This window comes from Snodgrassella alvi, assembly GCF_002777855.1.
GTDB lineage: Bacteria > Pseudomonadota > Gammaproteobacteria > Burkholderiales > Neisseriaceae > Snodgrassella > Snodgrassella alvi_E.
This window is the reverse complement of record NZ_MEIK01000034.1, coordinates 420,472-443,695: the sequence shown is the minus strand read 5'-3', so window position 1 is coordinate 443,695 and position 23,224 is coordinate 420,472. Positions and strand designations below refer to the sequence as shown.

Below are 23,224 nucleotides of genomic sequence, written 5' to 3'. Positions count from 1 at the left end.
CAGGAATATCCATTCCGGCCAGTTGTATGCTAATTGTATGCTAATTTGGTCTGGCGGGCTTATGTAAAGAAAATATCGCCTGTAAAGATTGATTGTGCGGCGGTTCATCCGGCTGCACCATTCCCAATGAAATAACATATTTCAGTGCATCGTCCACACTCATATCAATTTCACGCACATCTTTACTGTTGACCATAATATAGTAGCCACCAGTAGGATTGGGGGTAGTGGGCACGTAAACCGAAATATATTCATTGGACTGGGTAGCATCAGACTGCTCTGGCAATGCCGACGCAATATTATCCGGTATGTGTCCAGATACAAATCCGATTGTCCAGATGTTGGGTTGCGGAAACGGGATCAGAACCGGTGTTTTAAATGACTGGCGCGAGTCTGACAAAAGAGATTCAGAAACTTTTTTTACGCCAGAATAAATACTTTTCACTACCGGAATGCGTCCCCACAAGGCGTCCCATGCAGCAAATATTTTACGTCCGAGCATATTTGCAGCCAATAGGCCAGTAAAGAAAACCACGATTATGGCTGCTACAAGACCCAGTCCATGAATTTTAAAACCAAAAAGTGCCTGTGGCTGCCAGCGTGCCGGTAAAATATTCACCAGCTCATCAGCCATACCGATGATATAGCTGATTACCCAAATGGTGACAATAATGGGCAGCCAAACCAGCACGCCGGTGAGCATGTACTTTTTAAGAGATTTTTTCAGTTTTCCGCCCTCGGCAGGCTGTGGTGCCATATTTTGAGAAAGTCCTTTTTAATATGTTCTGATTACAAATATCAAACTTTATATTATACCCATATTTGGTTGTTTTCACAGTGGCTATTACTGATGTTGATTAAATTTTATTTTAAGGAGCGAACAAAGATTCAGAATTGGTTTGATTGAGATGCAGCTTTATTAACTGTTATATGTGTTTGATTTGTATCATCTGCATCGGTATGCTCAATTAATCAAAAGTATGTATTTATAATCTCGTATACAATTAATTTGTTTGTTTTTAAATTATTGATATTAAATTGATATAATAGAGAACCTTTTATTTTAGATTCTGCAAGCATTGGTTTACCGAATTATTGAAGATAGATTCACATTAGCATATCAGCAAAATTGATTCGGCTTCTAATTTGCAATTTATAACTAATGAATAATTAATAATTACAAATAAATTTTTTAGTTAATCTATTTGGTATAATCTGTACCTTAATCAATCTTCTAATAATGTTTTAGGAAGTTATAGCTTTCTGTATGGCTAGTTTCCGTTTTTTCTGTGCATGGCTGCCATGGTGGGTAGCAGGTATTTGCGGCTCTTTTTTATTACCTCAGGCTGATATCTGGCCATGGATTGGTGGCTTTTTCTTATTATTAATACTGTATTTATGTTCTGGTTGGCTGTGGTGTCGTTGTGTTGCAGCACTATGTGCCGGTGTAATTTTTGGGTTATGGCGCACCGATATAGCCTTACAGCAGCAGTGGCCAATAGCCGATAAGACACAACTACAGATTGTGACTATTCAGGTTAAAGATATACCACAGCAGGATACACAACGCAGCCGCTTTGTTGCTCAAGTAAACCTACCTGATGGCCGGCAGCAACAATGGTTGATTACTGATTACAGCAGGCAAGAATGGCCAGTGGGGAGCCGATGGGAGATTAAGGCCAAAGTTCGCGCTATGATCGGGGAAAACAATATGATTGGGTTCAATCGTGAAGCGTGGGCGCTCAGTAATGGTATCGGAGCTATGGCTAATGTCGTTAAGGGACAGCGTAAAGCATTAACAGTTACTTCAGATTGGAAAATAAAACTTTCTCAGTGGCGCATGTGGTGCAGTGCACGTTGGCATAATCAGGAGCAAAAATATCCGCAAGGTGTAGCCCTGCTGAAAGCGCTTGCTGTAGGTGAACAATCTGCATTACCAGCAAGTGCATGGCAGATATTCCGCCCGTTGGGACTAAATCATTTAGTCAGTATTTCCGGATTGCATGTGGGGATGTTGGCCATGCTGGCAGGATGGTTATGCAGCAAGTGCTTACAGTATCTGCCACTGCGAATCCATCAGCCGTGGATATATACGCGCTCTACAGCAGTTATAACTGCCATTGTTTACAGCGCACTGGCCGGCTTTGCTGTACCTACACAGCGGAGTATGCTAATGATTATTATACTGGCACTTACGTGGCGTCGCGGTTATTTACGCGCTTTTCAAGTGTGGTGGCTGACCATAGCATTAGTGTTGCTGTTTGACCCGCTAGCGTCATTAAGCGTGGGTTTCTGGCTTTCTTTTCTGTTGGTAGCAGTGCTGATGTGGGCAGGTGACGGTAATAGTCAGCATGCTAAATGGAGGCAGATGGTACAGGGTCAATGGGCTGCCGGTATGGCTTCCGTGGTGCTGGTGGCTTATTGTTTCGGTTCGGTAGCCATTATCTCGCCACTGGTTAACGCTGTTGCTATTCCTTGGTTTACTTTGGTATTGGTACCACTGGCTTTGCTTTCGTTAATATTGCCATTTGATATCTTACGTACGGTGGCGGCTTATCTGGCTGAGCGAACCATGCGTATGCTGCATTGGATTGCTGATTACGCTCCAGAATACTATCCAGCACAGGCACCGTTGGCCTTGTGGTTGATTGCTGCTGTTGCAGTTATGTTGTTACTTTTGCCTAAAGGCTGGTATTTGCGGCCTTTGTGTTTGCTTATTTTGCTTTTATTGCTGGGCTACCGGCCTCCTAAACCGGCTTTTGGCGAAACTAATATCAAAATATGGGATGTAGGGCAGGGACTAGCCATCAGCATTACTACCGCCAGACATGAATTGCTATTTGATACCGGTACAGCTTACGCGGCACAATCTGTGCTTATGCCCAACCTGCGTGCGGCTGGTATCAATCGTTTGGATACGCTGATATTGTCACACCATGATAATGATCATGATGGTGGTGCTTCGTTAATTAGGCAACAGCTGCAACCACTGAAAATTATTGCTGGACAGAGCAAAGCCTATAACTTTCCGGTGCAACCCTGCCTAGGTGGTGAAAACTGGAAATGGGATGGAGTATGGTTTGAGTTTTTGAATCTACCAGTAACACAGAATAATAAAAAAAATGATTACAGTTGTGTTTTGCGAGTGATCAGCGCTGATAAGGCACTGCTAATAACTGGCGATTTGGGAAAACAAGGAGAACGAGCTTTAGTAGACGCTTATGGTGATGATTTATTTAGTCAGATTCTTGTATTAGGCCATCATGGTAGTAAACATTCCAGTGAAAAAAACTTTCTTCGTACTGTGGCTCCTATCTATGCAGTAGCCAGTGCCGGCTTTGCCAATTCTTATAGCCATCCTCACGCAGAGGTTCAACAGTTACTGAAACAAGAAGGTGTTACTCTATTACGCACCGACCGGCAGGGAGGATTACAGACAACTCTATCTTCACGCCCACTACATTGGAAGTTATTACAAAACTACCGGCCTTATTGGCAGCGTAAACCAGCATTGCTTTAGTTTACCAGCAACTGAACGCCATAATATACTGGCGTATAATGGATAAAATAAATAAACGGCTGATTTGAAGGATTCAACATGCACTGGCGTAAACTATCTATATATATCCTAACAGCTTTCATACTGGCTGCATGTGCTACCCCAGAGCAAAAAGCAGCACGGGCTGCGGCAGAGAAAGCTGCACAGCAAAAATTACAACTTGATTTAGCTGCTCAGTGCGACCCTCGTACCGCTGAGCTGATGCAGGCTCAGATGCAGAATCCAGCTTTTTTTTCCGACCCTGCTAATGCCAAAATAGCTCAAGAGTACATGCAGAAAGTAAACTTGCCTATTTTTCAAAGCTGCTACAAGCTAGCATGGAATAATTATATCAATCAGGTGAAGCTAGAGCAGGCGCGTAGCTGGGCCATGCAACGTAGATGGGACGATGATATGGACTGGATGATGTTCCGGCCGCGTTGGTGTCGAAGTAGTCACAATGGACGGACATTTGTTCATCGCTGCTAATGCAAAAAAACAGACAGGTTAAACCTGTCTGTTTGCCTTGTTATAAGTTTACTTACTGAGTTAGAACGTCTACACCTTTGGGAGGGGTAAACTTGAACTGTGCCCGGTTTAATTGTGGATGCGTATTGATTTTACTGAATGTAATCGTAGTCAGATTACCAAAGCTATCCTTTAGCTTCATATTAGCCAGATTCTCACCTTTAAAACCGATACGAATATTCTGATAGCCTGTATTACTACGTTTAGGTAAGGCACGGACATAGTCAATACCGTTGCTGCTACCATCATCAGATAATGAATAGTTGGCATTTAAGGCTGTTTTATTAGATAGAATCGCTGCAGGAGAATCGCCAATTGTCTGATTTTGAGCACGTTTTGTGACTTGAGCCAAATCCTGATCATAAAGCCAGACAGTGTTTCCATCGCCTACTATTATTTGTTTATAGGGCTGGGTGTATTCCCAGCGAAACAGCCCCGGCCGTTGAATAGCAAAAGTACCCGCAGTTGTCTGAGTTCGCTTTTTACTTTTCACTGACTGACTAAACTGTCCGGAAATACCATCTGTATCAGCATTGAATTTTTGCAAAGTTTCCAGTCCGCCTGCATTAACCCATGCAGTACTGAAAGCCAAAATGCCGCTGAGTACAGCCTGAGACAAAATCCGCATTAAATACTCCTTTGCTTAACAATTATTGAATATTTTAGCTGTTTACAGATAAAGTTGGAACAGAAAATCAATGTTTGATAGGTCATTCCATTCTGGAATAAGACCTAGACACGTCTGCACTTGGCATAAAAATACCAATAAAAAAGCGGATAAATCAGCTTTTTCATTGGTGTGAAAATTAGCCTATTTTACTGTTTGGTAGCCTGCTCAAAACGAGCAAAATTCTGTTTTGCCTGTTGAAGTTTAGCTGTATTTTCATTCATTTTGTTTTGCAGCTCTGCTACTTTATCGTTATCGCCTTTTGCCTGAGCCTTTGCTAGCTTACGCTGTGTTTCATCAATTTTATTATTTAGCTTTGCAATTTTCTGCTGATATTTCTGACGCAAATCATTGTTGTCACAATTTTGCGCAATATCGGCTTTTTGTGCATTAAGACGGTTAATCTGTCTTTGATTATTGTTGGCGCGGGCATATTGCATTTGATTATCAATCTGTTGCTGTTTTTCAGCACAGGTTTGCCATTGATGATCGGCCATAGCTGGTAGGGCGGCAGACAATGACAGACTAAGCAGAGCCACTTTAAGTATACGTGCTGTTTTCATAAATTTAACCTTTAGAAAAAAAATAATTCTGTGTATTGTAAAACTAAGCAGCGATAAACACTATCTAAAATGTAAATTCAGTTTAAATCAAAGTTTATTTTGTTACTGCAGCACATGTATACTGAATGCTCAGTTTTTTACCCTTTTCTGTGAAAATGTCCATTGCTGCCTTATTGGAATCAGCTTTGTTAAGTACTTTGCCTGATGAAAAATGTTCTTTGAGCCATATTGCTCATAAATTATGTATTCAAACACCAGCCAATGCTTTGAAGAGGGAGGTAACGGCTGTTATACGTGATTTTCGTTTTGCGGGCCATCCCGCAAGACCTAAGCTGGTACCGCCTTCTAAAGTGAAAAGCCGTAAATTTTCAACCGAGGAAGGATATGCGGCTTTATTACATGCCGTTTGTCATATTGAATTTAATGCAATCAATCTGGCGCTAGACGCAGCCTACCGCTTTCGTCTCATGCCAGAAGAATTTACCCGCGACTGGGTACGTATTGCAGCTGAAGAAGCACATCATTTTCAGCTTATGCGGCAACGTCTGCAAGCTTTCGGCTATGATTATGGTGACTTTGCTGCGCACAATCATTTATGGGACATGGCCTATAAAACCGCATTCGACCCACTGCTACGGATGGCTTTGGTACCACGCGTTTTGGAAGCACGTGGGCTGGATGTTACCCCAGGAATGCGCTCTAAAATTGCACAAAAAGGAGATGAGTATACCTGTGCAGTATTAGATATTATCTACCGCGAAGAAGTAGGCCATGTTCAAGTGGGAAATTATTGGTATCAGTATTTATGCGCACAACGAGGACTAGAACCACAGGCTTTATTTCGGCGTTTACTCAGCCGTTATGATTTATTTATTTTCCGAGGTTATGTAAATATCGAAGCACGAGAACAAGCAGGTTTTTCCCGTTTTGAACTGGAAATGCTGGAAAATTTCGAACAAAGCCGCCAGTCTGATGTACACAACTGGCGGCTGGCATTGCAAAACTAAATATGTTTTCTGTTAGATAATAACGGCCAAATAATTCTGAAACTGTATTTTCAATCTATATCATAGCCGCAGCGAGTGCATTAACATTAAAACGGAACATATCGATATAGGTTGCCGCTGGCGCTCCGTTGCTCAAGGCATCTGAGTACAAACGACCACTGATTTTTGTCTGAGTTTCGCTGGCAATTCGCTGCACCATTTTCGGATTTTTAATGTTTTCTATAAAAATGGCTTTGATATGCTCACGGCGTATCTGGCTAATAATTGCTGCCACCTGACGCGCTGATGGCTCGGCTTCAGTGCTTACACCTTGCGGAGCAATAAACTGAATACTGTAACGCTTGGCCATATAGGCAAAAGCATCATGACCGGTCAAAACCTTACGTTTGTCTGCCGGTACAGCATTAAATATTTTAGTAGCCCAGTTATTGAGCTCCGCCAGCTGGCGCTGGTAAGCCGCCAGCCGCTGCTGGTAATAGGCTTTGCCTTGCGGATCAACTTTAATCAATGCTCCGGCAACATTACGCGCATAGGTCTGCATCAGAACGGGGTCATTCCATATATGTGGGTCTGTGTGCTGATGATGGTCGTGGCCGCCGTCTGCCATCATCAAAGGCTGAATACCCTGAGTAACAGTAGCCAAAGGTACACGGCTTTGTTGAGCAGCTCGTTGCAGAGACAATGGTTCTAGGCCTAAGCCATTAAGTAGAATCAGTCTGGCTGAGCGCATGTCGCGTAAATCCTTACTGACCAGCTGATACATATGCGCATCCTGATCATAACCAATCAAGCTTCTGACCTGTACACGTTCACCGCCAATTTGCCGTGTAACATCGCCCAGAATACTGAAACTGGTGATAACCGGCAGCGGTGCCGCCTGAAGCAGGCTGGCTAAACTACACAGAAACATACTAAACAGGCAAATAAAAAAGCCTCGTTTCATTTTTATATATCCTTCAGTGATTTATGATGCAAAAATTATCTCTAAGCAACATGGTGTCGCTGACGTTTATATACACGCCATAAAATACCGCTTTCACTGCCAACAAATAATGACAGTATATAAACCAGACCACAGCACAGAATAATAGCCGGCCCAGATGGTAAATCAATATAGAAAGACAATAGCAGACCTATATAGCCACACAACACAGCAATGATAGCTGCTATCATCAGAATACCGCCAATTGATTTTTGCCACAAACGGGCACTGATAGCGGGCAACATCATTAAACCTACAGACATCAGTGTTCCTAAAGCCTGAAATCCAGCAACCAGATTCATCACAACCAGTATTAGAAAAATAATGTGCCAAAGCGTGCCTTTACCGTTCACAGCACGTAGAAACAGTGGATCTATGCTTTCCAGCATTAGCGGGCGATATATTACGGCCAATACCAGCATTGAAATACTGCTCACTATCGCCACCAGCGTCAGCGCTGGCTTATCGACTGATAAAATGGAACCAAAGAGTAAGTTCAATAAATCAACACTGTTTCCCCCTCGGCTCACCAACACTACACCTAAGGCCAAACAGGTAAGAAAAAAAGCGGCAAAGCTGGCATCCTCGCGCACATTGGCAAATCGGCTGGCCAAACCGGCCAGCAAAGCCATCAACAGGCCAGCAATAAACCCGCCTAAACTCATTGCTGGTAAACTTAAGCCAGCTAGCATATAGCCGGCTGCTGCACCCGGTAAAATAGCATGCCCGAGCGCATCCCCAACCAGACTCATACGCCGCATCATCAAAAAAACCCCAACCGGCGCAGTACCTAAAGCCAGAAATACAATTGAACATAATGCATAACGCATAAAATCGTAATCAGCAAAAGGCTGAAAGAGTAAATAGGCCATATTCATTAATTTACCTGTTACACCACTGGTCCTGTTCGTATTGCTGCATTGCTGCGGCCGCCTGTTGCAGATATTGTTCAGTTAATACATGATCCGTTTTACCCGCTGCAATTTTTTCCCGAGCAATCAACAAAGTGTAGGGGAAATACGCCTGCACCTGCTCATAATCATGCAAAACCGTAATCACCGTACATTGCTTCTGCTGCTGGTATGCTTTCAAAATATCCAACAAAGCAAAAGTTGTAGCAGCATCAACTGCGTTAAATGGTTCATCGAGCAACAAAACACGAGCATTCTGAATCAGCATGCGTGCCAGTAATACTCGTTGAAACTGGCCGTTAGACAACTGCGCGATACTGCGTGCCTGATATTGCAGCATACCAACTTGAGTTAATACTGCAATAATCCGCTGATGCATAGATTTACTGATACCCGCAAAGAAACCAGTTTCATACCATAACCCCATAGCAACTAGTTCAAACACACTCATAGGCTGGCTGCGGTCAATATCCGACTGCTGAGGCAGATAAGCTATATCAGAGCGCTGTAAATGCTGCCAGCAAATTTCACCACTATCGGGTCGTACTAGCCCCATAATGGCTTTGAGCAACGTGGATTTACCCGCTCCATTAGGGCCGAATATTGCCCACATTTCATTTGGTTTAAAATCAATGCTGAGATGATGGATAGCTGGTCGCTGGCGATAACTGACCGTGACATTGTCTACCTGAATACTCATGATGCACTCACTGCCCATGCATACATCAACCACATCAAAGCCAAAATAACGCCCACACCCATCAAGCGTTTACCCACACCGCATAGCAAAAGTGAAAACATTGTGATGCCTTTACCGGATCAGCTCAATGACAATTTAATGTTATAGTATAACATTACATTCATCATACCTATACTATAAAGTTTTAGCAAAATGAGAAATTTTAAGCAGGCAAAGGAAATGATAAATGATGTGTTAGCGCTCTAATGGGTAAGCGGTTAGGATGCAAAGCTTGTTGCAGCCGCACAGATAAAGGAGAGGGCAAACCCAGTATGGCAGCAGCAATTGCTTCGGCACATAAAGGCGCTGTCAGCAAACCGCGGCTGCCATGAGCCGTATTAATAAACATACCTGGCTGCCATGGACAAGGTTGATTAAGCCGATAATTTTTGTCCAAACGCAAGCGGGCATACTGCTGCAGCATCGCCTCTGCATTGCCCACAGGCCCGGCCAAAGGCAAATGATCAAATGCATCACAGCGTATAGCCGCATGCCCCTGCGGTTTTGTATTCGGATACAGATTTGCTGCGAGATGTGGTAGCCAGCGGCGTAATTGCTGCCAGTTAACATTTTCATCCTCTTCATTTAGGCTGTTATCGGTATTGTTCGGATGAAAAGTGGCACCAAAACAAAGTTTATCCTGCCATGCGGGGGTAATATAGCTATTTCCGCTTAGCGCACAGCTTGGCTTTATAACATCAGTTCTAAAACAAGCTGTGGTAGTTTGCCCTCTGATTTTATGTAATGGCCAGCCAGAAACTGGAAAGAGCTTATCACTGTCCGCTCCGGCACAGATAACGACATGGGATGCTTTCAAAGTGAATGATCGATTCATATTCTGACAACCAATTTGCCAGCCATCATTCTGATACGCAACACTTGTAACCTTAGTTGCAGTCAACACCTCAATTATAGGTTGTCTAAGCAAAGCATCAACCCAGCTATAAGGATTGATGGCTGCACCAAATGGCCACCATAATCCTCCTGAAAGTAATTCCATACCGGCAATATCACCAGCCTGAGCCTGCGTGACAGATCGAAACAAAGCATTATCAGAATTTTGTGAAGCTAATAATTCATTGCGATTCTTTTCGGCATCATTGTAGTTCAAATGAAGTACACCACAGTCTAGCCAGCCTTGACCCACTGGCAAACTATTTTGAAGCAGGCTACGGCTAAATCCATAGCCTGCCAGCAACAGCTCTGTCTGCACAGTATAATTGGGAGAAATTTTGGCATACAGCAGCCCGAGATGGTTGCCAGAAGCAGCACTGGCGATGGCATGTTGTTCAATTACTGTGACCGCAATCCCACGTTTGGCAAGAGCAAAAGCAGTGGCAGCTCCAGAAATACCGGCACCGATTACCACTACAGATTTAACTGCTCGAGTGGGAGGCAATGTTAGCCAAGGTTTAAAACCACTAACACCAATGTCAGCCTTATCGTGTGCAAAACCCGAGTAAAACTGCGCCCAGTGCTTATATTCTTGCGGCTGAATAAGAAGGAATTTACCTGCCGCTCGAAATGGATAGCTGAATACTGGTTGCTGTTGCCAGAATAATCTTGCCTGAGTCCAAAACCTCACTATCGCTTGCCCAGCATCTGAAGTAGCCAATAATGTCTTCGGCCAGCTTTCGGCTACCACCACAACCTCAGCCTGCTCATCGTTTCCCAACTGCTGAGCCAGCTCATCTGGCTGCGGCCAATTTTGGAAGACATAAGCACTCATGGCTGCCTTACAGTTTCATGATGCTCTACTGATGCATTGCTACCCTGATTTAGCCAGAGCCATTGCTGTTGCAATGTCTGCCGAAGACTATTCTGCTTCTGCTGTGAAGTATGTAGACCAGCAGTAAGTTTTTGATAATCTATGGAGAATGATGGTCTAGTAAATGTTCCGTTAATCCGTAACGGCAGTAAAGTTTGCTGCTGGGCTCGTCTAGTAGCAATCAGAACATTATAATCCATCTGTTGTTGTAACCACTTCACATCACCAGTACCCTTGATATCAAAATTATCAGCATGTAGTTCCATACGGCTACTTCTGGTATTTCCATTACTCAATGGAATCTGCAAGCGAATATAGCGGAAAGGCGTTTGGCTAGTTTCGTTGTAAGCTACAGTTGTCTGACTGTCACTATTTTGCAGAATATTATTAATATCAATACCGTTCCACACACCTTGACGAATATGGATATCCGCCTGACCCGAAAGACTGGAAAGCCATTGCTGACGATTGACACCTGTTCCATGGAAATCAAAGTCTGCATCACCTTCACCATCAAGATTATGCAAACCAAATGTATCTTGTAAAAAAGATTTCATTTGCACACCACGTGCGTGTTGCCGTGCTTTCCAGCTTAAAGGATTAGAATTAGTCACCTGCAACAATCCATCAGTATTACCACCATACATATTTAAACTGATCGGGTCCAAATTTAACGTACGTGCATTTAGAGACAACTGAGTTTTAAACTGATTTACAACTACGGTTGGTGTGAGCAGAGAATCAATGGATAGTTGAGCCGTAAGCGACCGTTTCTTAAACCAGCGATACCATAACTGTTGCCAGTCTAGCGGGAGCAAACTAGTACTGCTATCTGCATAAGGGCGTAAATTTAACTGTGCCAGATGAATGCCTCCGTTTATTTTTGCTTGCTGTTTATCATGTTGATAGTCAAGAGAAATGCTGACAGGCTGATTATCAAACTGGCCTTGCAGATTAAGCTGACCGTTGCCGGCATCGTCACCCTGAACACTGCCAGATAAATCACTGATGAAACGGGAGTTGGGTAGGGCATTGACAGTATCCTGATGGCTATTCACCGAAAAATTGTCAATTTTCCAGTGGCGCATATCCAACCATGATAGCTGACCACTGACAGTAAGCGCGGTCTGAAACAAATGGCTTTGCCAACCACTGTCAATCTGAAACTGAGGTAAAAACCAGTGATTCTGCAACCAGCTGGTATTGGTGGCAGACACCGTGGCATTAATCGCATTATCACCAATCTGAGCTGTAGCAACACCATTTAATTGTGGTAAAAACAGTTTGGCCCAGCCTACCTGCCAGTTTTGCCCATTGCCGGTCACATGCAACTGATTACGCTGACTATGCCACTGCCATTGCACAGCAGCTGTCTGCAGTAACTGCTGCTGTGGCAACCAGCGTGCATCAAAATGCCACTGGCCGTTACTCTCACCCAAAACAGAGACTTTAGTATCTATTTCCAGATTAACATCTTTCCACTGCATCACAGCATCAGGATGATAAACAGCATTGAGCTTGCAATGCAGAGTTTGCATATCTTGGCCTCCTAAAATTCCCTCCAGTTGCAGTGCACTGGAGCTGCCAAGATTACGCCATTGAAGATTCATCTGCTTAATATATTGTAAGTTCTGATCGTCTTGAATATTAAATTTAGCGTTTTCCAGTATCAGCCGGTTTATATGTAAACGTTTACCCGAATATGCTTTCTGCCATAAATCAGCCAGATTCCACTGGCCGTTACTACCGCGTACCAGATTGATACTTGCATCGTTAAGCTGCAATTTTTCAATTGTCATGCGACCAAAGAAACTTTGCCAGCCCAAGCCGATTTTCATCTCGCCTACATTAATGTCATTTTTTTTAGAGGCAACATTTTTAACCTGTACCTGATGTAATGTCACAGTAGGGCGCGGAAACATAGAACGGCTGATATCTGCATCAAAAAAAACTTGCCTGCCACTATCGGCCACAAACTCATTAGCACGTTTATTAATTTCTTTAGCATTAAACAAATAATGCAACACAGCCATATCAATGGCCAATAGCAAAAATATGCTCAGGCAGCCAAAAACCAGCAATTTCAACCAAAATTTGCCTGAATGCAATAAGGAAATCATAAAAACTTAATTTAAAATTGTTTCAAAATATAGATTTGTCGGCTTCAGGACAAATCCATTTTGAAATAACCGTTACAATAGAAAACAATCCAAGCCTTACAAAAGCGTGGATTAAGTCCATATAAAAATACTTATATCAGCCCGCATCTGTAAACAGAGTTAACAAATTAATTCTGTTTAAAATTTACTTCCCCGTCATTTAATTTAAGACACAGATTATTTTAATGATGCATATGATGAGAATTTTCAGTTTGGCTTATATCAGCGGAAGCCGGTCCTATAGCAACAGGCACATTTAGAACAAGGGGTCGTGCATGACGGAAAGTCAATCGCAATGGAATAGTAGTATCTTTAGCCAATGGTTTTTTTAAACCCATCAGCATAATATGCATTTTTCCTGGCTGTAAATGTGTCACTTTGCCAGCAGGTAAAGGCAAACCTTTGGACAAAGAACGCATTTTCATCACACCGTCAGTTTCTACCGTTTCATGCACTTCAGCAGACATTGCCACCGGTGTCGAAGCGCTAAGCAGTATATCATCCCTGCCGGATTGATTATCCAGATCCATAAATACACCACTGGACGACATGCCGGGCACACTAAAACGAACCCAAGCATTATTTGCTTCAATGCCCTTAGCCATCAGCAGGCTAACATAAGAAACTAATAATGCAGTAAACAGTAGTTTTTTCATGTTATCGCCTTCAGCAAATTTCACAGTAATTTTGTTTGTGATGATTTAACCAGAATTAGCCTAAACCATCACAACTTACTTACATTATACCGCTAAATGAGGTGCAAAAATCTGCAATAATTGAGCCAGAATTTTCGGATTGGCAGCTACAATATCTCCACTGTCCAGCCACGCCTGCTCACCTTGCATATCGGTAACAATCCCACCAGCTTCCTGAACAATCAGAGCACCGCCGGCAACATCCCAAGGTTTAAGATTAAATTCAAAAAAACCATCCACACGGCCACAGGCTACATTACATAAATCCAATGCGGCCGAACCTTCACGGCGTGCACCGGCTGTTTTAGCCAGCACATCTTTTAAAATGGCTAGGTAAGTATTCATCATACTCTGATCAACCACCGGAAATCCGGTAGCAATCAGACTACGCAGCAAGTCAATACGACTACTTACTCTAATACGTTTGTCATTTAGTAGCGCACCTTGCCCACGGCTGGCAACATATAGATCATTGTGCTCTGGAGCATAAACCAGTGCTTCAGCCAATGTTCCCTTGTGCAATAGCGCCATAGAAATAGCATATTGCTTATGTCCATGCAAATAATTCGTAGTTCCATCCAGAGGATCAATAATCCACTGATACTCAGCATGAATATTTCCCAGCTGACCGGCTTCTTCACTCAGAATAGCATGCTGGGGATATACTTCCTGAATAGTGCTAACAATAATTCGTTCCGCCTCACGATCAACATCAGAAACAAAATCGTTAGCAGCTTTATTGTCAATTTTAATATTATTTAAATTGCTGCTGGCGCGATGCATCATCTGGCCGGCTTTACGCGCTGCTTTCCAGGCAGTAGTCAAAATAGGATTCATGCTCATTCTCGTGATATGGCTGATAAAAGCTTCAAACAGATAGAAAAGACGTGTTTTAAAGAACAAATGCCGCATTAAAACAACATAGCGGCAATGGAATAGAGAAATTAATTATACGGCAAAATTGCTTTTTCCAAAACCGGCTACTTTCATATACAGAATATATAAACTCATTTTGCTATAATATGCTGGATATATCAGGATTCTGCTATTTCTGAGCTCTTCCCCAGATTTAATATTAAACATGAACAAACCCGTACTTCCCGATTTTTTAAGTAACATACTTGTAGTACTCACACGTACCAGCCATCCGGCAAATATTGGTTCCGCAGCTCGTGCCATGAAAACCATGGGTCTCACCAACCTGACACTGGTCGCACCAAATCTGATGCAAACTCCCATGACAACGCAGCCTCCAGTATTCGACAGTACCAATCCAGACACATTTGCTTTACCGGAAGAAAGCTTTATTCTTGCATCTGGAGCAAAAGATGTGCTGGAAAACGCACACGTAGTAGCCACACTTAATGAAGCTCTGGCTGATACCACATTATCTTGTGCCCTTACCAGCCGGCGGCGTGAGCTAACAGCTCCTTTGTACACACCACGCGAAATCATGCCATCATTACTGGATACAGCCAGAGCTGGGCAGAAAATTGCATTAGTATTCGGTAATGAAACTTATGGACTAAGTATTGAAGAAGTACAAAGCTGCAATCGCCTAATTACCATCAACGGTAATCCTGAATATTTTTCACTAAATCTAGCCCAAGCCGTACAGGTAATTTGTTATGAATTATTCAGCCATGTAAACAGCAGCATGGCTCATTTGATACAGCCAAAAAATCTGGCCACACATCAACAAACACATGATATGGTGGCACATCTACGTCAGGTAATGGATAAAGCCGGATTCTTTAACCGGCGTAATGAAACAAGGTTAATGCGCCGTATGGCTGCCATGTTTGACCGAGCGCAACTCAGTACCGAAGATATTGACATCTTACGTGGCTTTTATAACACCATTAACCAGCAAATTCAGAAAAAGCAAGATTAACTTTCAATAAATCATGTTTATAAAGGAGAAAGCACTACTCATGAATTATGCGTCTGATCCCATCTGGTGGCGGTTAAAAAAAACCATTGTACGCGATTTGGCTAGTTTACTAACCGCTCCTTCACCATGGATATCTACCTTAGAATTGCCTATTTCCCAATTACTTGGGGATGATGGCTTTCGGTTTTTACTCGCTCTTGATAAACAACCCGAGGATTTATATATATTCCTGAAAAGACACAGTGGTTATCAATCCCATCTGGGTATATATGCAGAAAAATTATTGCAATACTGGTTTTTAAATGCACCGCATAGCCAGCTCATTGCCCATAATCTGACAGTGATGGCTAAGCAGCGCACAGCTGGAGCCATGGATTTCATCGTACAGCTGGATAATCAAAAATATCATCTAGAATTGGCGTGTAAATATTATGGTAGTTATTCAAATAAACTGGAAAGCTTTATTGGTCTAAATCAGTCAGATCTGCTGAAAAACAAAAGGGATAAAATCATACAGCAGATAGCATTGAGCACAAGTCTAGAAGCCAAAAAATCGCTGGCAAAGTTATCTGTGCAACCAGAAGAGCTCCGGCAAGCCAGTATAATCCGAGGTATGCTCTTTACCCCTACGGGCAACACACCTTTTCAAACACCATTAAATCCTTTATGCTGGCAGGGACGGTATATCGAAGACTGGTCTGATTTGGAAGCTCCGGAAGATTCTCGCTTTTATCTACTTAATCACTTATCTTTACTATCACCAGTACGCATTAGCAGCAATGCGATTGTGAATTTTAATCAGATTAAACAAATAAAGCAGGGCATCATAGCAAGAGTACAAAAGCATGAAGATGGTTACTGGCACGAAACAGAAAGAATCATGAAAAAAGACAAAAATCCTGTTCAACCATAAATTACTGCAAGTGTCTCGGACATTACATAGGCTTTTATAAAGGCTTATGGTAAACTTGCGATTTAATTTTGTCTGCATGAAAGAATGCCGGGTACTGACAGCCCAGGCAGTGCCTGAAGACAAATCAAACAAATCAGATTAACTGACATCTAAGGGTTAACGATGAGCGTAACAGTAGAAAAATTAGATAATTTAGAGCGTAAAATTATTTTGGCTCTGAACTGGGAAGACATCCGGGCAAAAGTCAATGCACGAATGAAAGTGGCACAAAAACGTGCTCGCGTTGATGGCTTTCGCCCTGGTAAAGCACCCCTGCGAATCATTGATTCCATGTATGGCTATGGCATTCGCGATGAAGTGCTGAACGAAATGACCCATAAAGCTTTCGAAGACCTCATTGTAGCTGAAAAACTCAAAGTTGCAGGCCTGAAAAGCCTCACCGCTTTGGAAGATGAAGATCAGGACGATGAAAAATTTTACAAAATTGCTGTAGTGTATGAAGAATTTCCAGAAATCAAAATCGGCGATTTAACTTCTCAGGAAGTCACCAAATTCAGTACTGAAATCGGTGATACAGAAATCGATAAAACCATCGACATCTTGCGCCAGCAGCGTACACGTTTTAATCACGTAGAACGGGAGGCACAAATTGGAGACCGGGTAATCATTGATTTTGCTGGCAAAATTGATGGAGAGGCTTTTGCTGGAGGATCTGCTGAAAACTATCCGTTCTTACTAGGGAAAGGCCAGATGCTGCCTGACTTCGAAACAGGTATTGCCGGTATGAAAGAAGGTGATGTAAAAGAAGTATCAGTTACCTTTCCAGAAGATTACCAGAGCAAAGAGCTCGCTGGTAAAACAGCTATTTTTACCATTACTCTAAAAAATGTTTCAGAAGCTGTTCTGCCGGAAGTAAATGAAGAATTTGCCAAATCACTGGGCATTGAAGACGGCGACGTAGAAAAAATGCGTGCTGAAATCAAAAAAAATGTCAGCCGAGAAGTAAACCGTCGCGTTAGTGAAATGACAAAAGATAGTGCTATTAACGCTTTGCTGGCCTCTACACCTATCGAAGTACCTACTTCTATGATTACCGAAGAAGCCAAGAGCATGGCAGCACGCATGAAAGAAAATTTTGCCGCGCAGGGTATGGATCAAAAAGATTTGGACTTGCCGCTTGACATGTTTAATGAACAAGCTAGTCGCCGAGTAGCCATTAGCCTGATTATGGGCGAATTGATACGCGAAGAAAAACTGGAGCCAAGCGAAGAACAGGTACGTAAAGTTATCAATGAGTTCGCCGACAGCTATGAAGATCCACAGGAAGTTATTGATTGGTACTATAGCGACAAAAAAAATCTGCAAGGGCCAACTTCTCTGGCTATCGAACAAAATGTTGTAGACTATGTTCTCAGTAAAGCCAAAGTTAGCGATAAAGTGCTTACTTTTGATGAAGTAATGGGACAGCAGGCACAGGCCTAAACATAGCAAACATTGAATAAATGACCAAAAGCACCAAAGTAGTTGAGAAGCTGCTTGGGTGCTTTTATTTCTATTGAGGAAAAAACATGTCACATATACAGAATCTTGGTCTCGTACCCATGGTGGTCGAACAAAGCGGCCGTGGTGAACGCGCATACGATATCTACTCACGTTTACTTAAAGAGCGGATTGTATTTATGGTAGGGCCTGTTACAGACGAAACCGCTAATCTGATTGTAGCTCAGTTATTATTTTTGGAAAGCGAAAATCCCGATAAAGATATTTCTCTCTATATTAATTCACCGGGTGGGTCTGTCACTGCCGGCATGTCTATTTTTGATACCATGAATTTTATTAAACCAGATGTAGCTACATTATGCTTGGGTCAGGCTGCAAGTATGGGGGCATTCCTTTTATCTGCCGGAGCTAAAGGTAAACGCTTCGCATTGCCAAACAGCCGTGTAATGATTCACCAACCTCTCATCAGCGGCGGCTTAGGCGGACAAGCATCTGATATCGAAATTCATGCGCGTGAATTACTCAAATTGAAAAAACAGTTAAACGAACATTTAGCTCGTCATACTGGCCAAAAACTGGCACAAATTGAAAAAGATACAGACCGTGATAATTTTATGTCAGCAGAAGAAGCACAAAAATACGGATTAATTGACGAAGTACTGGTTCATCGCCCCAAATAAACATTCCTGATGCTTAATTAACTAAGAGCAAGCTTTAAATCAATATAAAATCGAAACCAAAATTGGTTTCGATTTTATAATTTTTCACAATACCCTACAGTATAAATTATTCGAGCTGAAATTAGCTTTTACGTTGATTACTAATACCCATTAGCATCGCCAGTATCACCATTACTGATAAAGTAGCAGTACCACCATAGCTTACCAATGGCAAAGGCACTCCCACCACAGGCAGAATACCACTAACCATGCCCATATTAACGAATGCATAGCAAAATAATGTCATAGTCAGTGCACCAGCTAAAGTACGGCAATACAAAGTAGGTGCTTTAAGCGTAATATATAAACCGCGCACCAAAATAAATGTATATACACTCACTAGCAGAATATTGCCAATCAGACCAAACTCTTCTCCAAAAACTGCAAAAATAAAGTCAGTTGTGGATTCAGGAATATAATCAAGATGTGTCTGAGTTCCTTCGAGCCAACCTTTTCCCCAAATTCCTCCTGATCCAATAGCCGTCATCGATTGCAGGATATGATAACCAGCACCAAGACGATCTTTAGTAGGGTCAAGCAAAGTCAGAACCCTCATACGCTGATAATCATGCATACCATAATTCCAAATTATAGGTAGCATAGCCACAAACCCGATAATCGCAGTAATAATAACTTTCCACGGTAAACCAGCAAAAAATATAACAAACAAGCCGGAGGCCATAATCAAAGTGGCAGTACCTAAATCAGGCTGTTTCAAAATCAGTGCTACAGGGATAAATATCAGCACAAAGGCAATAATATAGTGATACCAGCGAATATTACTTTCATTTTTCTGGAAATACCATGCAATCAGCATTGGTACAGCAATTTTCATGATTTCTGAGGGCTGGATTCGTCCTATCCCAATATTTAGCCAGCGAGTAGAGCCATTTACAGTGATACCAGCAAAATGCACACCCACCAAAAGTAATATACCTAAACCATAAAGGGGTAACGCAAAATTACTTAATATCTGCGGTGGAGTTCGTGCAATCAGCCATAATAAAATAAAACTAAGAATAGTATGCAAGGTTTTATTTTCCAGCTGGCCAAAATCTTGTCCATCTGCCGAGTAAAGTAGAAATAAACTCATGACATAGATTATCAACATAGCATAAAAAAGCCACACATCCATCGGTGCCCAGAGCTTATACCAGATACGTTTCAACCATTGCTTCTCATTAATCATATTTATTTATCTCACAAGCCTGACTGTGGACGATAGGCACGCAGTAATGGTGGCAAAGCAGCCTGATTATGCTCATCATGCTGTTGCGCATCCATCATGGCATTATTGGATAAATCATTTACCGGCAAATCAGAAGCATTGCTGGCCACACCTGCGCTAGGAAGATTTTTGAGTTTCAACAGATAAAAATCGGCCAGCTGTCGAGCCAATGGTGCAGCCGTAGCTCCCCAGCCATTATTTTCAAGAATTACAGCTATAGCTATCTGAGGTTTGTCAGCCGGTGCAAAAGCAATAAACCAAGCATGGTCACGTAACTGCATTTTTAGTGCTGCAGCGTTATAACGAGCACCTTGCTTAATCTGTACCACTTGTGCCGTCCCGGTTTTACCTCCCATGGTATAACCCAAACCAGAGCCGATTGCAGCAGCAGTTCCACCCGGCTTCAATACTTTTTGCATTGCGTCCTTCACATATTCAAAATTGCTGCGTTTAAATGGCACAGTTCTGACAGGCTGAGGATCAATCAAGGTCATTTTTTGGGAATTATGGTCGAGTAAAGCCTGTACCAGATGAGGACGATAAACAATGCCATCATTACTCAAAATAGCAGTAGCAAAAGCCATTTGTAATGGTGTATACGCATTGTAACCCTGTCCAATGGCCATACTGACACTATCGGCCGGTTGCCACACCCGTGCCTGTGGCTTATAACGAGCAAATCTTTTCTCTTTCCATGCACGAGTTGGCAACACACCTGCATATTCATGATTAATATCAATACCGGTCTGTTTACCAAGATTAAATTCGGCTAGATAGGGCGACATACGGTCAACACCCATTTCGTAGCCCAGCCGGTAAAAGAATGTATCCGATGATACCTGAATGGCCTTGCTCAGATTAGCAGAACCATGTCCACCTCGTGCCGCATCACGAAACTGATGCGTAGAACCGGGAATACTCCAGACACCAGGGGCAGGCAAGACAGTGTTCTGATTTAGTTTGCCACTTTCAAGTGCAGCCATAGCCAAAAAGGGTTTGAAAGTTGAACCAGGCGGATACATCCCTTGTGTAGCTCGGTTCAATAATGGATGGCGCCAATCTTCATTCAAACTTTTCCAGGTTTCCGTGTCTATTCCATCAATAAACAAATTAGGGTTGTAGCTTGGTTTGGATACCATTGCTAGAATGGCTCCGGTCTGCGGATTTATCGCCACCAACGCACCACGTTTATTGCTCATCAACCGGTCGGCTTCCTGCTGTACACGGATATCCAGTCCTAGCCTCAACGTTTGGCCTGGAATGGCTGGTACGGTTTTTATTGTCCGAACAATATGACCCTGAGCATCTTTTTCAACTTCACGATATCCAGGCACACCGTGCAGCTGGCGCTCATAATATTCTTCCAGTCCCATTTTGCCGATATGTGTGCTACCACGGTAGAGATTAGTAAGATTAGCCTTATCCAGCGCCGCCATATCACGGTCACTAATACGGCCGATATAACCAACAATATGTGCCAGTAACTCACCATACGGGTAATCTCGGAAAGTCCGGGCATTTATTTCCACACCCGGAAACCGATATAGTTCAGCTGCAAGGCGGCTGGCTTCTTCCATGGTGAGCTTCAGTTTTAAAGGGACTTTATCGTAAGACCGGTAATCAGCGCGAAATTTAGCAAAACGTTTCAAATCACTGGGTGTGATGTCTACATAAGCGCGTAAAGCATTAATAGTATCATCAATTTTTCCCGGCACCTGATTAGGGATAATCTCCAGCGAATATGCGGGATAATTATGGGCTAGCACTACACCATTAACATCTACAATTTCACCGCGTACCGGTGGCGTAGGAATCAAAGAAATACGATTATTGGTAGCCGCAATAACATAATCATCATATTTGATAACCTGTAAATAAACAAAGCGTGCAATTAACAGGCAAAAACAAACAATAATTAATATAAATGCTACTGCAATCCGTAGTCCCAGATCACCATACTGAGCCGGTTTGGACGGACGTTTTTTTTTGGTTCGAAATTGCAGTGCTTTCATAGACGTCTAGAGTAGGCGAGATAAAGCATGAATTTAGATAACAGAGGCCAGAGCAAAGCACTGATAAAGGGTGAAACAAAAAGATTCCAGCCTGTGAACTGATGCGTAGAAAAAAAATGAACAATTACCAAAATTAGTGTCATCAGCATCAAGCTACCAAAAATGGTTAGTGCTTGAAACCCATATGAGTAACCAAGCATCTGGTGCCGGTTTTGCTCAATTACATACACCGCAGCAATCAAAGCAAGTGCATGCTGACCAAATGGTGTACCTTGACCAACATCCACAATCAGACCAAGTATAAAAGCCATGCCAATACCAACATTCTGCGGCCGGTGTAAGCTCCAGTACAAAGTCATCATTGCCGTACAGGCTGGCAGCCAACCGGCTAGTGGCTGGGGAATAGGAATTAAATCTAGAAATAATGCAGCCACAAGACTCAAAACAATAAGCCGTTTTCGGGTATGGCGGTGCAGGCTGTCTACTTCAGTCATGATTGGCGGATGTTGGGTTAGTCACTGCTACATCAGCAGAATAATGAGCTGTCTGCCCATGCTTTTGGGGAATAACCAGCACAAATGTGCTGCTACGCATTTGTGCCACCGGCTCAATCTGAGCACGATAATAGGGCGAACCATTACCACTTTGTGCTTTTGTGACGGTAGCAACTGGTATACCTGCTGGATAAACACTATCCATTCCAGACGTTACCAGCAAATCATTGGGTAATAAACTGGCATTAGCCGGAAAATAACGCAAGTCCAAACTACCAGAGCGACCATAAACCAATGTACGAACTCCAGTGCGCATAACCATAGTCGGAATCACTGCATTAGTACTGGTTATCAGCATAACCTCCGAACTTAAAGGCTGAACTGCAGTAATCTGTCCGATTAGGCCATGCTCATCACTTACTGCATCTCCCATGCGAATCTGATGATGGCTACCTTTATTAATAATAAACCTATCAGCAAGCGGATTACTGTCATTTGATACAATCTGCGCTACCTGCGCCTGTGGCAAAGCTGCTTTTTGCACCTGATTCAGCTGATTCAGATTAAGCACAGACTTTAACTCTACTGCGTGCTGACTGAGCTGCAATTTTAATTGTGCATTCTGAGCCTTCAATAATCTGTTTTCATTGCTCAGATTTTGCTGCTTCTCAAGAAAAACCATACCATTGGAAACAGCGTTAACCGGCTGCATCGCTAGCCACTGAAACGGGTACAAAGCCGTAGCAATATAATTGCGGCTTATTTTAACCACATCATATCGGTTATCAAGCAAAAGCAACACTACCGAAACCAGTGACAGAACAACCAGTTTACTGGTACTGCGCAGACCATTGTGAACAAAATTTAGTGAAGGCTCTGCCATTATCAATTACATTGAACAAAAATT

The 23,224-nt window shown here is 42.6% G+C and carries 21 protein-coding genes; 7 read left to right on the top strand and 14 right to left on the bottom strand.

Going from position 1 to position 23,224, the window contains the following annotated elements; translation table 11 throughout:
* Positions 1-40: 40 nt before the first annotated feature.
* The gene (locus BHC43_RS07830) at positions 41-757 is read right to left on the bottom strand and encodes a DUF502 domain-containing protein (RefSeq protein ID WP_100157013.1); all 717 of its coding nucleotides are present in this window, start codon (positions 755-757) and stop codon (positions 41-43) included.
* A 510-nt stretch (positions 758-1,267) separates the two neighbouring features.
* Between BHC43_RS07830 and BHC43_RS07825 the strand changes: the two genes are divergently transcribed.
* Positions 1,268-3,520 carry a DNA internalization-related competence protein ComEC/Rec2 gene (locus BHC43_RS07825; protein ID WP_100157012.1) on the top strand — a complete coding sequence of 751 codons (2,253 nt, stop codon included), beginning with the start codon at positions 1,268-1,270 and terminating at the stop codon, positions 3,518-3,520.
* A gap of 78 nt (positions 3,521-3,598) precedes the next feature.
* A complete protein-coding gene (locus tag BHC43_RS07820) occupies positions 3,599-4,027 on the top strand; it encodes a hypothetical protein (RefSeq protein ID WP_100152621.1) in 429 nt (142 codons plus the stop codon).
* A 52-nt stretch (positions 4,028-4,079) separates the two neighbouring features.
* Here the strand turns inward: BHC43_RS07820 and lolA are convergent, their stop codons facing one another.
* Both lolA and BHC43_RS07810 read right to left on the bottom strand, forming a co-directional pair.
* Positions 4,080-4,694 (bottom strand): outer membrane lipoprotein chaperone LolA, encoded by a 615-nt coding sequence (gene lolA, locus BHC43_RS07815; RefSeq protein WP_100157011.1) that lies wholly within the window; start codon positions 4,692-4,694, stop codon positions 4,080-4,082.
* A gap of 188 nt (positions 4,695-4,882) precedes the next feature.
* Positions 4,883-5,296 (bottom strand): DUF1090 domain-containing protein, encoded by a 414-nt coding sequence (locus tag BHC43_RS07810; RefSeq protein ID WP_100157010.1) that lies wholly within the window; start codon positions 5,294-5,296, stop codon positions 4,883-4,885.
* Positions 5,297-5,421: 125 nt separating this feature from the next.
* Between BHC43_RS07810 and BHC43_RS07805 the strand changes: the two genes are divergently transcribed.
* A complete protein-coding gene (locus tag BHC43_RS07805) occupies positions 5,422-6,303 on the top strand; it encodes a ferritin-like domain-containing protein (RefSeq protein WP_373885638.1) in 882 nt (293 codons plus the stop codon).
* A 55-nt stretch (positions 6,304-6,358) separates the two neighbouring features.
* On the opposite strand, the gene BHC43_RS07800 is transcribed toward BHC43_RS07805, so the two are convergent.
* The 7 genes from BHC43_RS07800 to BHC43_RS07770 all read right to left on the bottom strand — a co-directional run bounded on the left by BHC43_RS07800 (position 6,359) and on the right by BHC43_RS07770 (position 14,394).
* A complete protein-coding gene (locus tag BHC43_RS07800; RefSeq protein WP_373885637.1) occupies positions 6,359-7,246 on the bottom strand; it encodes a metal ABC transporter substrate-binding protein in 888 nt (295 codons plus the stop codon).
* 41 nt (positions 7,247-7,287) lie between these two features.
* Complete coding sequence (locus BHC43_RS07795; RefSeq protein WP_100157009.1) at positions 7,288-8,163, bottom strand: metal ABC transporter permease; 876 nt, start codon at positions 8,161-8,163, stop codon at positions 7,288-7,290.
* A 4-nt stretch (positions 8,164-8,167) separates the two neighbouring features.
* A complete protein-coding gene (locus BHC43_RS07790) occupies positions 8,168-8,896 on the bottom strand; it encodes a metal ABC transporter ATP-binding protein (RefSeq protein WP_100140614.1) in 729 nt (242 codons plus the stop codon).
* 202 nt (positions 8,897-9,098) lie between these two features.
* On the bottom strand, positions 9,099-10,664 hold the full coding sequence (gene mnmC, locus BHC43_RS07785; RefSeq protein WP_100157008.1) for an FAD-dependent 5-carboxymethylaminomethyl-2-thiouridine(34) oxidoreductase MnmC: 1,566 nt from the start codon (positions 10,662-10,664) through the stop codon (positions 9,099-9,101).
* On the bottom strand, positions 10,661-12,823 hold the full coding sequence (locus BHC43_RS07780) for an AsmA family protein (RefSeq protein WP_100157007.1): 2,163 nt from the start codon (positions 12,821-12,823) through the stop codon (positions 10,661-10,663). Before BHC43_RS07780 ends, mnmC begins: the two co-directional genes overlap by 4 nt.
* A gap of 221 nt (positions 12,824-13,044) precedes the next feature.
* On the bottom strand, positions 13,045-13,518 hold the full coding sequence (locus tag BHC43_RS07775) for a copper chaperone PCu(A)C (RefSeq protein WP_100157006.1): 474 nt from the start codon (positions 13,516-13,518) through the stop codon (positions 13,045-13,047).
* Between the two features lie 84 nt (positions 13,519-13,602).
* Entirely contained in the window at positions 13,603-14,394 is a 792-nt protein-coding gene (locus BHC43_RS07770) for an inositol monophosphatase family protein (RefSeq protein WP_100140685.1), read from the bottom strand.
* A 244-nt stretch (positions 14,395-14,638) separates the two neighbouring features.
* Between BHC43_RS07770 and BHC43_RS07765 the strand changes: the two genes are divergently transcribed.
* The 4 genes from BHC43_RS07765 to clpP all read left to right on the top strand — a co-directional run bounded on the left by BHC43_RS07765 (position 14,639) and on the right by clpP (position 18,544).
* Positions 14,639-15,451: an RNA methyltransferase gene (locus BHC43_RS07765; protein ID WP_100140618.1), complete on the top strand. Its 813-nt coding sequence runs from the start codon at positions 14,639-14,641 to the stop codon at positions 15,449-15,451.
* Between the two features lie 40 nt (positions 15,452-15,491).
* On the top strand, positions 15,492-16,364 hold the full coding sequence (locus BHC43_RS07760; RefSeq protein WP_180297454.1) for a DUF1853 family protein: 873 nt from the start codon (positions 15,492-15,494) through the stop codon (positions 16,362-16,364).
* Between the two features lie 162 nt (positions 16,365-16,526).
* Positions 16,527-17,846 (top strand): trigger factor, encoded by a 1,320-nt coding sequence (tig, locus tag BHC43_RS07755; protein WP_100152613.1) that lies wholly within the window; start codon positions 16,527-16,529, stop codon positions 17,844-17,846.
* An 86-nt stretch (positions 17,847-17,932) separates the two neighbouring features.
* Positions 17,933-18,544 carry an ATP-dependent Clp endopeptidase proteolytic subunit ClpP gene (gene clpP, locus BHC43_RS07750; RefSeq protein WP_100140621.1) on the top strand — a complete coding sequence of 204 codons (612 nt, stop codon included), beginning with the start codon at positions 17,933-17,935 and terminating at the stop codon, positions 18,542-18,544.
* Positions 18,545-18,665: 121 nt separating this feature from the next.
* Here the strand turns inward: clpP and rodA are convergent, their stop codons facing one another.
* From rodA to mreC, 4 genes are read right to left on the bottom strand one after another with little or no spacing between them, the layout of a single operon-like run.
* The gene (gene rodA, locus BHC43_RS07745; protein WP_100140622.1) at positions 18,666-19,772 is read right to left on the bottom strand and encodes a rod shape-determining protein RodA; all 1,107 of its coding nucleotides are present in this window, start codon (positions 19,770-19,772) and stop codon (positions 18,666-18,668) included.
* An 11-nt stretch (positions 19,773-19,783) separates the two neighbouring features.
* On the bottom strand, positions 19,784-21,823 hold the full coding sequence (gene mrdA / locus BHC43_RS07740; protein ID WP_100157004.1) for a penicillin-binding protein 2: 2,040 nt from the start codon (positions 21,821-21,823) through the stop codon (positions 19,784-19,786).
* Positions 21,820-22,317: a rod shape-determining protein MreD gene (gene mreD / locus BHC43_RS07735; protein ID WP_100140624.1), complete on the bottom strand. Its 498-nt coding sequence runs from the start codon at positions 22,315-22,317 to the stop codon at positions 21,820-21,822. The genes mrdA and mreD overlap by 4 nt, the downstream gene beginning before the upstream one ends.
* A complete protein-coding gene (gene mreC, locus BHC43_RS07730) occupies positions 22,310-23,200 on the bottom strand; it encodes a rod shape-determining protein MreC (RefSeq protein WP_100152611.1) in 891 nt (296 codons plus the stop codon). Before mreC ends, mreD begins: the two co-directional genes overlap by 8 nt.
* Between the last annotated feature and the right edge of the window lie 24 nt (positions 23,201-23,224).

Bases quoted from the DNA above. Each gene is read 5' to 3' on its own strand.
- mreD (WP_100140624.1), bottom strand. From the start codon at position 22,317: ATGACTGAAGTAGACAGCCTGCACCGCCATACCCGAAAACGGCTTATT.
- BHC43_RS07805 (WP_373885638.1), top strand. From the start codon at position 5,422: ATGCTCAGTTTTTTACCCTTTTCTGTGAAAATGTCCATTGCTGCCTTA.
- BHC43_RS07800 (WP_373885637.1), bottom strand. From the start codon at position 7,246: ATGAAACGAGGCTTTTTTATTTGCCTGTTTAGTATGTTTCTGTGTAGT.
- mnmC (WP_100157008.1), bottom strand. From the start codon at position 10,664: ATGAGTGCTTATGTCTTCCAAAATTGGCCGCAGCCAGATGAGCTGGCT.
- tig (WP_100152613.1), top strand. From the start codon at position 16,527: ATGAGCGTAACAGTAGAAAAATTAGATAATTTAGAGCGTAAAATTATT.
- BHC43_RS07810 (WP_100157010.1), bottom strand. From the start codon at position 5,296: ATGAAAACAGCACGTATACTTAAAGTGGCTCTGCTTAGTCTGTCATTG.
- BHC43_RS07765 (WP_100140618.1), top strand. From the start codon at position 14,639: ATGAACAAACCCGTACTTCCCGATTTTTTAAGTAACATACTTGTAGTA.
- BHC43_RS07770 (WP_100140685.1), bottom strand. From the start codon at position 14,394: ATGAATCCTATTTTGACTACTGCCTGGAAAGCAGCGCGTAAAGCCGGC.
- lolA (WP_100157011.1), bottom strand. From the start codon at position 4,694: ATGCGGATTTTGTCTCAGGCTGTACTCAGCGGCATTTTGGCTTTCAGT.
- BHC43_RS07780 (WP_100157007.1), bottom strand. From the start codon at position 12,823: ATGATTTCCTTATTGCATTCAGGCAAATTTTGGTTGAAATTGCTGGTT.
- BHC43_RS07820 (WP_100152621.1), top strand. From the start codon at position 3,599: ATGCACTGGCGTAAACTATCTATATATATCCTAACAGCTTTCATACTG.
- rodA (WP_100140622.1), bottom strand. From the start codon at position 19,772: ATGATTAATGAGAAGCAATGGTTGAAACGTATCTGGTATAAGCTCTGG.
- mrdA (WP_100157004.1), bottom strand. From the start codon at position 21,823: ATGAAAGCACTGCAATTTCGAACCAAAAAAAAACGTCCGTCCAAACCG.
- clpP (WP_100140621.1), top strand. From the start codon at position 17,933: ATGTCACATATACAGAATCTTGGTCTCGTACCCATGGTGGTCGAACAA.
- BHC43_RS07795 (WP_100157009.1), bottom strand. From the start codon at position 8,163: ATGAATATGGCCTATTTACTCTTTCAGCCTTTTGCTGATTACGATTTT.
- BHC43_RS07825 (WP_100157012.1), top strand. From the start codon at position 1,268: ATGGCTAGTTTCCGTTTTTTCTGTGCATGGCTGCCATGGTGGGTAGCA.
- BHC43_RS07775 (WP_100157006.1), bottom strand. From the start codon at position 13,518: ATGAAAAAACTACTGTTTACTGCATTATTAGTTTCTTATGTTAGCCTG.
- BHC43_RS07790 (WP_100140614.1), bottom strand. From the start codon at position 8,896: ATGAGTATTCAGGTAGACAATGTCACGGTCAGTTATCGCCAGCGACCA.
- BHC43_RS07760 (WP_180297454.1), top strand. From the start codon at position 15,492: ATGAATTATGCGTCTGATCCCATCTGGTGGCGGTTAAAAAAAACCATT.
- mreC (WP_100152611.1), bottom strand. From the start codon at position 23,200: ATGGCAGAGCCTTCACTAAATTTTGTTCACAATGGTCTGCGCAGTACC.
- BHC43_RS07830 (WP_100157013.1), bottom strand. From the start codon at position 757: ATGGCACCACAGCCTGCCGAGGGCGGAAAACTGAAAAAATCTCTTAAA.